Annotated in this window: 11 protein-coding genes; 9 read left to right on the forward strand and 2 right to left on the reverse strand. The window is 42.4% G+C overall.

The features are described from left to right. The first annotated feature begins 655 nt into the window (after positions 1–655). The 8 genes from WJR50_RS11175 (at position 656) to WJR50_RS11210 (ending at position 9,663) form a co-directional block, all read left to right on the forward strand. Positions 656–1,324, forward strand: coding sequence for a hypothetical protein (locus tag WJR50_RS11175; protein WP_341293356.1), 669 nt, complete (start codon positions 656–658; stop codon positions 1,322–1,324). 176 nt (positions 1,325–1,500) lie between these two features. Continuing rightward, a complete protein-coding gene (locus tag WJR50_RS11180) occupies positions 1,501–1,719 on the forward strand; it encodes a hypothetical protein (RefSeq protein ID WP_341293357.1) in 219 nt (72 codons plus the stop codon). Between the two features lie 291 nt (positions 1,720–2,010). Further along, positions 2,011–2,430, forward strand: a complete 420-nt coding sequence (locus WJR50_RS11185) for a hypothetical protein (RefSeq protein WP_341293358.1) — start codon at positions 2,011–2,013, stop codon at positions 2,428–2,430. A gap of 272 nt (positions 2,431–2,702) precedes the next feature. Then, positions 2,703–3,542: an Rpn family recombination-promoting nuclease/putative transposase gene (locus WJR50_RS11190; RefSeq protein WP_341293359.1), complete on the forward strand. Its 840-nt coding sequence runs from the start codon at positions 2,703–2,705 to the stop codon at positions 3,540–3,542. A 174-nt stretch (positions 3,543–3,716) separates the two neighbouring features. Further along, positions 3,717–4,742 carry a glycoside hydrolase family 43 protein gene (locus tag WJR50_RS11195; RefSeq protein ID WP_341293360.1) on the forward strand — a complete coding sequence of 342 codons (1,026 nt, stop codon included), beginning with the start codon at positions 3,717–3,719 and terminating at the stop codon, positions 4,740–4,742. A gap of 182 nt (positions 4,743–4,924) precedes the next feature. Then, on the forward strand, positions 4,925–7,216 hold the full coding sequence (locus WJR50_RS11200) for a S9 family peptidase (protein WP_341293361.1): 2,292 nt from the start codon (positions 4,925–4,927) through the stop codon (positions 7,214–7,216). Between the two features lie 168 nt (positions 7,217–7,384). Beyond that, on the forward strand, positions 7,385–7,951 hold the full coding sequence (locus WJR50_RS11205; protein ID WP_341293362.1) for a gluconate 2-dehydrogenase subunit 3 family protein: 567 nt from the start codon (positions 7,385–7,387) through the stop codon (positions 7,949–7,951). Beyond that, positions 7,951–9,663: a GMC oxidoreductase gene (locus WJR50_RS11210; protein WP_341293363.1), complete on the forward strand. Its 1,713-nt coding sequence runs from the start codon at positions 7,951–7,953 to the stop codon at positions 9,661–9,663. The genes WJR50_RS11205 and WJR50_RS11210 overlap by 1 nt, the downstream gene beginning before the upstream one ends. Before the next feature lie 162 nt (positions 9,664–9,825). Here the strand turns inward: WJR50_RS11210 and WJR50_RS11215 are convergent, their stop codons facing one another. Further along, positions 9,826–10,404: a DUF4251 domain-containing protein gene (locus WJR50_RS11215; RefSeq protein ID WP_341293364.1), complete on the reverse strand. Its 579-nt coding sequence runs from the start codon at positions 10,402–10,404 to the stop codon at positions 9,826–9,828. A gap of 469 nt (positions 10,405–10,873) precedes the next feature. Here WJR50_RS11215 and WJR50_RS11220 point away from each other — a divergent pair, with 469 nt between their 5' ends. Then, positions 10,874–11,614: a LuxR C-terminal-related transcriptional regulator gene (locus WJR50_RS11220; RefSeq protein WP_341293365.1), complete on the forward strand. Its 741-nt coding sequence runs from the start codon at positions 10,874–10,876 to the stop codon at positions 11,612–11,614. Positions 11,615–11,800: 186 nt separating this feature from the next. Here the strand turns inward: WJR50_RS11220 and WJR50_RS11225 are convergent, their stop codons facing one another. Continuing rightward, the gene (locus tag WJR50_RS11225) at positions 11,801–11,977 is read right to left on the reverse strand and encodes a hypothetical protein (RefSeq protein WP_341293366.1); all 177 of its coding nucleotides are present in this window, start codon (positions 11,975–11,977) and stop codon (positions 11,801–11,803) included. Positions 11,978–12,270 lie beyond the last annotated feature (293 nt).

Below are 12,270 nucleotides of genomic sequence, written 5' to 3' on the forward strand. Positions count from 1 at the left end.
GAGTGGCAGCCATGATTTTTCCAGGCTGCACAGTCCTTCCGACCTGGTCAAAACTGATATTTTTGGCCTGCAATGTAATATTTTACCAGGCAGAAATCATTGTGCAGCGCTGCACAATGAGGTTTGACCAGGAATATACGACTGTGCACCAGCTGCACAATCAATTATTAACCCAAAAAAGCCTTTCTGCGGACCTGCACAAACAGTTTTGCCCGAGTGCGAAATGTAAGGAAAAGCCCGCTTAGAAAGCTTAAGCCAGCCAACCCAAGTGAGTAGTAGGGAATAAAGGAAGTAAGCTTTAGAGGGAAGGTAATGCTTTAAGGATGAGAATGTATAAAACCAGGGCGGAACACTGCATTAAGCCTATGCTAAGCTTTGTATAAAACTTAAGCCTTACAGACTGCATATCAATACTTAGTGCCAGCTTATGGGAGAGTTTTTGGTTGCGTGTGCATCAAGGTAGTAGTACTATTGATGAGTGTAGTTGCACAGGAAGGTTTTAAAATTTTTATTAATAGTTATTGGAAAATACTCAAAAAAGAGGTTTTATTTATATTGGAGCTGATAAAAGTTAAAAAAAAGATTTACCCTAAAATGACAAAAAGTAGCTGGCTATAATATGCACTATCTAATTGTTACTTGTAAGTAAAACAAAATGAAATCAGAAGTAGCTGTTATAATAAAATACAAAGGAAGTGGCTTTGGCTCATCATCAGAGCTAAAAAAAGAATATCTAGATACTCTAAAACTTGAATTAAAAGAAAATTACATTACTAATTCACAAGACATTGGTGGTCCACAAGCTGGTGGAATAGTAGATACAATTGTAGAAATTTTCACTAATCAATATTTTCAAAAATTGACAGGAATAATTAAAGATGGATTAATATTTGACTTAATATTCAATGGTAGGAAAAGTATAGTTCTTAAACCTCTTGTAAAAGCATTTCAGAAAATAGAGTCTAAAACTGATTGTTGGGACTATACTCAAGTTAGATTTTACTTTGATGATACAGTTGTCGTCATTTATGGCTCTGGTAAACTCTTCACATCAGTTGTTGGCAAAGTGTTCCCTGAATTAATAAAGCATATTGGGACTTTAGGGAAAACTGGATCTGGGATGCCAAGCAGAATTTGTATGCCGATTCAAAAAGCAAATTGGGTAGAAGGTGGTGTAGATAAATGGATTTCCCCAGCTGGAGACGGAGAAAAATACTCTGCCGAAGAATGTTTGACATTTTGGGGACTTGAATTTGGTTCTAGAAATGACAGAAAGATTTATGATGTTCAAAATCAAGAAATATTGAACATTGAATGGGATTAAAAAACTACTGGTATTAAGGGGTACAAAATATATGATTGTTTGTGTTTCTAGTAAGTATCAGTTTCTTAGAAAACTAAGCCCCAACAGACAAGCACTTAGCACTTAAATTCTTCAAGTTTTATACCGAAAATATTTATTGGAACAGAATTCTAACAAGCAAACAGCAGATTATTAATATGAAATATTTTGAGTTTAAGTACAAAGTTACTGATAATGGACAAATAATTAATCAAGGAGAAGCTTTGTATTATACTAGTGCCGAACAAAACATTGATGAAATGAAAGATGTAGTTAGACATATAATAAATGACAAAGAAGCAGTAATAATTATTTCTTTTGTAACTGAATTAGATAGGCAAGTTTATATTCAAAAAGGAGGGTATCAAAATGTTTAAAAACCCCCTCTCCCGCAAGTTTAGCGTAGCGTAACTTGTGGTAAGCACCGCAGATATTATTCATCATCGGCATTTGTAAGAACATCATTAATCGCACGGTTAGGGCCGCCCCGGCAAATCGTGATGCTCCAACAGGGCAGTAGTTTTACAAATCAGTTATCTGCTAAAGTGGTCCATTTAGCGTTTCACTCAAACTTGAACCAGCTGGGAATTTAAGTTATCTTAGGTAATACAAATAAGCAGAAACGGCTTGACAGTAAAAGCCTGATACTAACCTAAACGCTATTTGCCATGAATAACTTTCTGATTAAAAATACATTTAGAACAAACAATTGGTCAATCAGTATGGGCGGAGGATTGTCCAGAAAAGTAGTTATCAGCTCTACAAAGCTATTGGTGGCATTGCTTATGCTTTGTTGTTCCTGCGAAGAGAGAGCCAGCTTTGCGCCTGATCAATTTCAGGAAGATGAACTTACCCAGGAGGAGATCACCTTAATCCAAAAAAGAGAAAGTCTGATCATCAAATACTTTGGCTCAGTAAACTCATTTAATGAGGCATTTCATAAAGCCTTGGATAAAGATAGGATTAACAATCATAAAGTAGCCTGGTCGGGTGATGAGGTGAGTGCTGTATTGCTGGAGATTTTTGAGGAAAGAGCCAGTACTCAGGATTTCAAAATTTTTGAAGAGCTTCATCATTATAGTAGATGATTATCTCCCTATCCCGCAAGTTTAGCGCAGCGTAAACCCTGAACTGGATTCAGGGTAAATGTGGTAAGCACCGCAGATATTATTCATCATCGGCATTTGTAAGAACATCACGGTTTGCCGGGGCGGCCCCAGCCGTGCTATTAATGATGTTCCAACAGGGCTGTAGTTCAAATATATTCGTTATCTCCCTAGATGAAAAATACCGAAGCTGCATTATCTAATTTTATATTTTCATAGCTGATCTTTGAAATCTAAAAACCTATCTTTGATATATGGACAGCAAAGAGAAATATATCAATCCATTTACTGACTTTGGCTTCAAGAAACTTTTTGGAACGGAATTCAATAAAGAGTTACTCATTGATTTTCTGAATCAAGTATTAGACGATAGAGAGCGTATTCAGGATTTGACGTATTTGAATACGGAGAATTTAGGTAATACGGAAGCTGATAGAAAGGCGATTTTTGATCTCTATTGCGAGAATGAAAAGGGAGAGAAGTTTATCATAGAGTTGCAGAATGTGAAGCAACAGTATTTTAAAGATCGGAGTATTTTCTATTCCACCTTTCCCATACAAAGCCAGGCTCCCAAAGGTAAGGAATGGGACTACTATTTGAAGGCAGTATATACAATAGGAATTTTAAATTTTAGTTTTCCTGATCAGAGTGAGCAAGAGCGATATTTACGAGAGGTTCAGTTGATTGACAAAGAGACCCATGAGGTTTTTTATGAAAAGTTGACCTTTATTTATCTGGAAATGCCCAAATTCAGGAAAGAAGAGAATGAACTAATAAGCCAATTTGACAAGTGGATGTATGTATTAAAGAACCTGCACCATTTGCAAGATAGACCCGTTAAATTACAAGAGAAGGTATTTGAGAAATTATTTTCAGAAGCTGAAGTAGCTAAATTAAAACCAGAAGATATGAAAGCATATGAAGAAAGCCTGAAAGTCTATAGAGATAATTATAGTGTTATTGAAACTGCTAAAAAAGAAGGTAAAATTGAGGGAATGATTGATGTTGCTAGACAGATGAAAAAGGATGGACATCCCATAGAAATGATTGCTAAATATACTGGCTTAAGAGAAGAACAAATAGAAAAACTTTAAGTGAATTTTTGCTGAAGTGATCCATTTTGCGTTTCATTCAAAATGAACCAGATAGTGTAGTAAGTTTCCCAAGGCGCGGCCTCACAGAGCAGATGTAGCAGTGCATGATTTGTGCCTGGGTGTAGCAATTATTGCTGAATTGTTATAGCTTGTAGGTTTTGAACGCACAACAAGATGACACTACAACTACACACCTCTTCTCACAGGCTCGCAATTCCATTTTCCCTGGTCTTGTGCTTATGGCTTAGCACAAATTGCCATGCGCAGCGGGAACGTACCGTCCGAAAAGACATTCCCCTGGATTCTATCCGCCTCAGTGACCCTTTTATCCTGGCCGACGAGAACACCCAGATGTATTATATGACCGGTACGGGAGGATGGTTATGGAAAAGTAAAGACCTAAAGACCTGGGAAGGCCCTTATAAAGTAGCCGAGACCGATCCTGATTCCTGGATGGGACCCAGGCCGATGATCTGGGCGGCGGAACTGCATCAGTACCAGGACAAATACTATTATTTCGCCACCTTCACCAACCGGGATGTGATGATAGATACCGTAGCGGGCAATGTGATTGAAAGGCGCGCCAGTCATATACTGGAGAGCGACACTCCGGACGGCCCTTATGTGCCTATGGAAGATCCTACTTACCTTCCGGCAGACCAGCCTACCTTAGACGGCACGCTCTGGGTAGATACTGATGGCAAACCCTATATGGTGTACTGCTATGAATGGCTGCAGAACCTCAACGGCACCATTGAAAAGATTGAACTGAAGCCCGACTTAAGCGGATCAGTGGGAGAGGGAGAGTTACTCTTCAAAGCAAGCGATTCGCCCTGGAGCAGAGAGAAAGACGAAAACGGTAAGGATAAGCCCAACAAAGTCACCGACGGTCCTTTTCTGTTTGAAACCAGTAGCGGACGATTGGGTATGCTGTGGACGAGCTGGAAATACGATGATTATGTGCAGGGCGTAGCCTATTCGGAAAGCGGCACGCTGGATGGTCCCTGGATACAGGAGGAAGAACCCATCACGCCACCCAACTTTGGTCATGGTATGCTGTTCACCACCTTTGAAGGCAAAAAGCTGATGTGCCTGCACAGCCATAAAGTGGTGGAGGGCAGGTATCACCGGGTACCCCATCTGTTTGAAGTAGATTTGTCGGGTGATGCGCTGAAGGTGGTAAGGCCTTATGTGCCTTAGGCGGAGGGGATGAAGTACAGAGCCGGTAATTAAATGGTAGATATCTGATAGTACTTCGGCAAACGTTGGCATTGTAAGTCTCAGCTCATGTTTCTGTGCTTACCCATTTCCTCATTTACAGCAAAACCCTTATGTTTATGCGCTTTTGTAGATAGATTTTCAACCTACATCCCTGATCTACCATGACTTTGCACTGCTCCCTGCTCAACAAACTAAATGGTCTAGTTTTCATCCTCAGTTTAGGGTTCTCCGGGCTGCCCTTATCTGCTCAGGAAGTAACACAGGAAGATTATGAGCGGGCAGTAAGTTATCTGTGGTCTAATGTAAATCAAAAGACTGCCTTTAATCTTTCTGTCAGTCCGCACTGGTTTCCTGATAAGAGTGGCTTCTGGTATGTATTGCACAGTCCCCAAGGCAAGACCTTTCAGCAAATACAATTCTCCGACTTTGAAAGCAAACCACTATTTGATCATGAACGAGTGGCCGATGCTTTGGGTGAAGTATTAGCGCAGGAGATTAGTGCTGATTCATTACCCTTTAATTACCTAAACTATCAGCATCAGGACAGCATACATTTTGAAGTAGATGATCAGGAATACCTGTTGAAGCTGAGTGCCTATGAGATCACCCCTGTTGAAGAGAAAGAGGAAGAAGACAATGCTTTTGAATCCGAATCACCGGATGGGAAGTGGATCGTATATGCCGAAGATTATAATCTCTACCTCAAATCTACTGAGAGCGGAGAAGTGCGGCAACTCAGTACAACAGGAGAAAAAAACTATGAGTACGGCAGCTACTACGGCTGGTTTGATCTGATGGAAGGAGAAAATGGTGAACGTCCGCAAAGATTCTCGGTCAACTGGTCACCCGATTCCCAATGGATACAGACCAACATCTGTGATCTGCGGAATGCTGACAAAATGTACCTGCTGGACTGGAGTGTGGATTCGCTCTACCGTCCGCGGCTGCTTTCTTATTACCGTGGCTCTCCCGGCGACACTACCATGGTGCATATGATTCCGGTTTTCTTCCGTGTGGAAAGTGGAGAAGAAATAAAGCCCGACTTTCCCAGGCTAACCCATATCAATGCGGTATCTTTTCGCTGGGCAGAGGAAGCAGGAAAAGTATATGCACAATACAACGAAAGAGGCTTTCAGAAAGCCTATGTACAGGAACTTGACCTCAAAACCAATGAGCTAAGGCCCCTTATCACAGAAAGCAGTGCGACCAACATTGATAATTTTGACTATATGCTGATAGAGGGGCAGGATAAACTGCTGTTTACTTCCGAGCGTAGCGGTTGGAAACAGTTGTATACCTATGACCTCAGAAATGATGAGATCAATCCGCTCACCCAGGGTGAATACTATGTAAACAATGTGGAGCATATGGATGAGGAAAAGGGAATCGTGTACTTTATGGCATCCGGCAAGGAAGAAGGCTGCAATCCTTACCATGAGCATTTGTATAGCATCACCCTGGAGGGCAAAAAGCTCAAACATTTAACGCCCGAAGACACCCATCATGAGATCAGCATTTCACCGAATGGAAAATACTTCGTTGACAATTATTCTACCGCTACCCAGCCCACTACGACTGTGCTGAGGGAGGCAAAGAGTGGTAAAATCAAAGCTAAGATTGCTAAAGCCGATGTAGAACACTTGACAGCTCAGGGCTGGAACCCTCCGCAGGTGTTTGAAGCCGTAGGCAGAGATGGGAAAACAACTATTTATGGTGCTTTGTGGAAACCCACGCACTTTGATCCTGCTAAAAAGTATCCCATCATTGACCACAGCTACACCGGACCGCATACACAGGTGTTTCCCAAATCATTCAGCAGAGTGCTGAGTAGTAGTAATCAGGCTTTGGCAGAGCTGGGCTTTATCGTGATGATGGTAGATGGTATGGGAAGTGCCGGCAGGTCCAAAGCCTTTCATGATGTGTCTTACAAACATATGGGAGAGAACCTAAGCGATCATGTGCTGGCCATTGAGCAGTTGGGTAGGCAATACCGCTGGATAGATACCAGCCGGGTAGGGATATTCGGACATTCCGCCGGAGGCTACGATGCGGCCCACGGACTGTTGCAGTTTCCCGAAGTGTACAAAGTAGGCGTAGCCAGTTCGGGAGATCATGACTTCCGTATGGAAAAAGCCTGGTGGCCGGAGATGTACATGGGCTGGCCGGTGGATTCTACTTATCAATTGCAATCCAACATCACCATGGCCGGAAGCCTCAAAGGAAAACTCTTGCTGGTACATGGCGCGCTGGATGATAATGTGAATCCTTCGGCTACCTTTAAACTGGCAGAAGCTTTGGTGAAAGCCGACAAGCAGTTTGATATGCTGATCCTGCCCAGCCAGCGGCACGGCTACAGTGGGCAGCATAGTGATTATTTCCTGAAGAAGCGCTGGAATTATTTTGTAGAACATCTGCTGGGAGCGGAACCGCTCTGGGATATCGCATTGGAGTAATGTCTGATGTTGCTATAGCCTGATCAGAGCACATAAGGTGCGGAACTTTGGGAAATTATATTGAAAAAGCACTATCACTCACAGAAAAAAGTTATATAGAAAAGTCTTAAATGCTTAACTTCAGGCTTTGCCTGAGATAGAAGTATAATTGAGTATTATTTTATAAATATGATGAATAGACGAACAGCCCTAAAACAGGCGGCGCTCTTTGCGGGAGGTATTGCGCTCATTCCCTCCTGTAATTTTGGTCCGGAAAGAGAAGCCGTGGCATTAGACAACTTACAGATAGATTTGGATCATCAGGATCTGCTGGCAAAAGTAATTGAAACTATCATTCCTTCCGCCAAAGACGCTCCCGGTGCGGAATCCTTAAACCTGTACCGCTTTGTGCTGGTTATGATGGATGACTGCGAGCCTCAGGCAAATCAGGAGACTTTTGTAAACGGATTAAACCAACTTATTCCCTTCGCCAAAGCGCAGCTTGGTCGTGGTTTGGAAGAAGGAGAGCAGCAGAAGAATGAAGAACTGCTCACCTCCATTTTAGCGATGGAAGAAAGTGAAGGTGAAAATATGGCTCCGCTACAGGATATACAGGCATTTATCAATCTGGCCAAGCGCTATACCATTCAGGGCTATATGGCATCGGAGTATTTTATGACCGAAAAATTCCCCTATAAACTGGTACCCGGCCCTTACCAGAATTGTGTTTCTACCGAAGGTTTAATTGTAATGTAATGGCAAATTTAAATATAGACAGCAAACAGGAACGTACGTACGATGCTATCGTCATTGGCTCAGGAATCAGTGGCGGATGGTCAGCCAAAGAGCTTTGTGAAAAAGGATTGAAAACTTTGGTGCTGGAGAGAGGCAGAAATGTAGAGCATATCAAAGATTATCCTACCACCAATATGCTTCCCTGGGAATTTGAACACCGGGGAGACATCCGGGAGAAAGTAAAGGAAGAAAATCCGGTGATCAGTCGCTGCTACGCCTTCCGGGAAGATACCGAACATTTCTTTGTCAAGGATACCGAACATCCTTATGTGCAGGAGAAACCTTTTGACTGGATCAGAGGCTATCAGGTAGGAGGAAAGTCCCTGCTGTGGGCACGTCAGACGCAGCGATGGAGCAAATATGACTTTGAAGGGCCTGCGCGCGATGGTTTCGCGGTAGACTGGCCTATCCGTTATGAAGATTTGGCACCCTGGTATAGCCATGTAGAGAAGTTTACCGGTATCGCCGGGAACAAAGATGGTCTGGATAACCTGCCCGATGGAGAATTTCTGCCTGCCTGGGAGCTGAATTGTGTGGAAAAGTACTTTAAGCAAAAGCTGGAAAGCCAGTACAAAGGCCGTAACCTCATCAGCGCCCGTTGTGCCCACCTTTCACAGCCGCAAGCCATACATCTGGAGCAGGGCAGAGGTCAATGCCAGAACAGAGCACTCTGTCAGCGGGGTTGTCCTTTCGGTGGATACTTTAGTAGCAACTCCTCTACCTTACCCTGGGCAGCCAAGACGGGTAACATGACGCTTCGCCCGCATTCGGTAGTACATTCTATCATTTATGACGAGGAAAAAGGAAAAGCGACCGGCGTACGCGTGATTGATGCCGAAAGCAAGGAGATGATGGAGTTCTATGCGCAGATCATATTCGTCAATGCCAGCGCTTTGCATACCAATCACCTGCTGCTCAACTCTACTTCCAATCGTTTTCCTAACGGATTGGGCAACGACAATGGACTGCTGGGTAAATATGTGGCTTTTCATAACTACCGTGCCCGAATCTCAGCTGAATATGATGGTGAATTGGACAACGCTACTGTGGGCAGACGACCTACCAGCGGTTATATTCCTCGTTTCCGCAATGTGTATGAGCAGGAGACAGACTTTTTAAGAGGATATGCGGCGGGCTTCAGTGCCGGACGGCAGGTAGAAAGAGATTATGACGGCTTAGGCAGCTCGCTGAAAGAAAATCTGCTCAATCCCGAGTGGGGCAACTGGCGTGTAGGTTCACATATGATGGGTGAGACCATTCCTAAAGAAAGTAATTACGTAGCACTGGACACCGAGCAGAAAGATGCCTGGGGTATTCCGCTCTTGAAGATCAATGTGGAGTATGATGACAATGATGACAAGATGGTGGAAGACTTCAAGGAGCAGTTTACCGAGATGTATACGAATGCGGGCTTCACCAACATCAGAACCAATGACAGCCATCAGGCTCCGGGACTGGATATCCACGAAATGGGAGGTGTACGTATGGGTAATGATCCTAAAACATCACTATTGGATAAGTGGAACAGGCTGCACGCCTGCAAAAATGTGTTTGTAACCGATGGCGCCTGCATGACTTCTACCAGTACGCAGAATCCTTCGCTTACCTATATGGCTTTTTCGGCCAGAGCAGTAGATTTTGCGGTGCAGGAGATGAAAAAGCTCAACATATAAGGTCAATAGTTATTAAACTTCTTGATAAGCCTCCCTTGTATGCAGGGGGAGGCTTTTTTATTGTGGGTATATTGAGGTTTGAGTATAGAATAGCAGACATAAAAAAACGGATGAGCCCGTAAGCTCACCCGTCCCATTTTTAACCACTAAAGATTTAATGTATTAACCGAATATCGTCTGACCTTCATAGATCACAGAATCATCCAGACTGTTCAACTGACCGGAAAATGTGATCCTGTTACCCCAGTTATCTCTAAAGGTAGCACGTGCATTATTACTTCCGGAGAAGGTCATATTCAATGTACCATGTCCTAGAGCAGTAGTGCTAACCTGAGCGGTAATTCTTACAGGTTTATCTTCATTTCCTTCCAGAATTTCATAATCCAGGATTCTACCGTTCAAAGTAATACCCCCCAAACCATTATAACCGAAATGTCCGTTGGGTGCAGCAGTTTGTAGTACCATTCTGTCACCATCAACCATGATAAAACTGTTAGAAACCATATTGTAACGGTTCATATAACGGTCATACAGGGCATCTGCCTCCAGTACGAAGGTTTTGTTCTGTGCCAGGTTAAAAGCTTGCTCTTTACTTTGTTCCATCGCCAGAGCTTTCATACGCTTCTTCTCCATACGCTCCTGTTTTCTGGCTTCTCTTCTATCTTCTTTGGATTGTGCAGAAACATTGCCTGCCATAAAGAACAATAATATTGCTGTAATATATATATGTATATTTTTCATGTTAACTCCTATTTTGTCTACTATGATAACGTAGTTCAGGTACATATAATTCACCTGATTGTAAATAATAATTTTATAAAATGAATATAGATTATTTTTAAAAATATGCAGTGATACGATCATTTGTTATAAATAGTTGCATAATGATAAAATTTAGTATATTAAAAAATAGTAATAGTTTGTGGGCCTTATTAGGGCTAAATAGAGACCCTTGTACGGCATGACCCCCATTTTACGGTAAATAAGTCGCAGTTTTTCCAGAAAATACTTACTCCAGTAGGGTGTTTTCGCCCTTTTTCACAGAGTAGCATATTTTTTCCGATACTTTATTTGGCAAATTCTCTGATAAATAATATATTATACCTATTATAACAATTTATTGTACTATATGGACACTTATTATCTGTCAGCGCTGAGGATGTTATAGGTTTCCAAATTGTCAGACTTTCACTATCAACCATAACCAGCTATGTCCTCGTTTTGCCAGCTTCAAAAGTGTTGGGAGAAACAGGCTTTCGTGTCTCCTAACACTATTTCCAGTCCTTCGTGGAAGCCCACACCCGGAGGAATCGGAAACAGCTTCACTTACATTTATGACCATGTCCAATCAGTTTACCAACACATTGACAAAAATATCTACAGGATACTCGGTTACGCGCCTGAAGATATCATGTGCGAAGGTTTGCGGTTTCTGGACCAGATTGTGCACCCTGAAGAGCATGAACCCGTCATGAAACTAATGCTCAAGGCATGGCAGCTGATCTTAGACCAGCCTCCTGCCTTCAGAAAAGAGTATAATATGAACATTGACTACCGGCTGCGGCATGCCGATGGGCGTTGGGTACATCTGATACAGCAAAATCATGTGCTTAGCACGGACGACATCGGCAATATTGTGTACAGTGCAGGTATTTGCTATGACATTTCGCACTGGCAGAAGACTTCCCCTCCCACGCTGAGCCTTTATCATCAGAATACGCTGATCGTACGCTGGAAAGCGGAGCCTCCCATCGTAGTCAATGCCATCAGCCGGAGAGAAAAGGAGGTGGTAAGGGAGGTGTGCAAGGGAAAGACCTCCGGGGAGATCGCCGATGAGCTTTGCATCAGCAAGCATACGGTAGATACCCACCGCAAAACCATTATGCGCAAGCTGGGTCTCAAAGGTACGCCTGCGCTGGTGCAGTTTGCCCATCAGTACCAGTTGATTTAAAGGTAAAATCTTGAGGCTTGGGGCGTAAAGCGGAAGTATATTCTGCTTTATCCCCAGAATCATGGATAGATTTGCTGAAAATATGAAGTGTATGGCTGTATGAGGAGTGGATTGTATTTACTTTCTCTGATAAAAGTGAGGATGTAACCTCATATCTTTACTTTTTACCTTATAAAAGTCAGAATGTCACGTCACATCTTCATTTTTTCGTACCAAAAAGTCAGGATGCGTGGTGATTTCTTCATTTTTTACCTGATAAAAATCAGGATGTGACGACATATTCTCATTTTTTACTACTGAAATGTAAGGATGCATCGTGCTTTCTTCATTTTTTCGTACTAAAAAGTCAGGATGGAGCGCCATATTTTTATATTTACCTTCTTACCAAGGAGGGGGCAAAGGGTATTTGAGGCGTACTAGCGGATGCTTGCCCTGAGTTTAGTGTAGGTTAGCTTCTTGCCTATGTCGGTATCTTCATAAACCTGTTCTGTTTGAGTGAAATGCAGACTCATACTCATCATCTTTAGGTTAAAAACGAATTTTTTTATCAGAAATACGTGCAATTCTTTTATCTTGGAAGAAAAAATTAGATAAGACCAAGCCATCCTATCTCCACTCATTAGCGTGATTTAAATGTGAGATGAACAAGCGGATGA

This window comes from Catalinimonas locisalis (assembly GCF_038039535.1).
Lineage (GTDB): Bacteria > Bacteroidota > Bacteroidia > Cytophagales > Cyclobacteriaceae > Catalinimonas.

Bases quoted from the DNA above. Each gene is read 5' to 3' on its own strand.
- WJR50_RS11175 (WP_341293356.1), top strand. From the start codon at position 656: ATGAAATCAGAAGTAGCTGTTATAATAAAATACAAAGGAAGTGGCTTT.
- WJR50_RS11180 (WP_341293357.1), top strand. From the start codon at position 1,501: ATGAAATATTTTGAGTTTAAGTACAAAGTTACTGATAATGGACAAATA.
- WJR50_RS11185 (WP_341293358.1), top strand. From the start codon at position 2,011: ATGAATAACTTTCTGATTAAAAATACATTTAGAACAAACAATTGGTCA.
- WJR50_RS11190 (WP_341293359.1), top strand. From the start codon at position 2,703: ATGGACAGCAAAGAGAAATATATCAATCCATTTACTGACTTTGGCTTC.
- WJR50_RS11195 (WP_341293360.1), top strand. From the start codon at position 3,717: ATGACACTACAACTACACACCTCTTCTCACAGGCTCGCAATTCCATTT.
- WJR50_RS11200 (WP_341293361.1), top strand. From the start codon at position 4,925: ATGACTTTGCACTGCTCCCTGCTCAACAAACTAAATGGTCTAGTTTTC.
- WJR50_RS11205 (WP_341293362.1), top strand. From the start codon at position 7,385: ATGATGAATAGACGAACAGCCCTAAAACAGGCGGCGCTCTTTGCGGGA.
- WJR50_RS11210 (WP_341293363.1), top strand. From the start codon at position 7,951: ATGGCAAATTTAAATATAGACAGCAAACAGGAACGTACGTACGATGCT.
- WJR50_RS11215 (WP_341293364.1), bottom strand. From the start codon at position 10,404: ATGAAAAATATACATATATATATTACAGCAATATTATTGTTCTTTATG.
- WJR50_RS11220 (WP_341293365.1), top strand. From the start codon at position 10,874: ATGTCCTCGTTTTGCCAGCTTCAAAAGTGTTGGGAGAAACAGGCTTTC.
- WJR50_RS11225 (WP_341293366.1), bottom strand. From the start codon at position 11,977: ATGGCGCTCCATCCTGACTTTTTAGTACGAAAAAATGAAGAAAGCACG.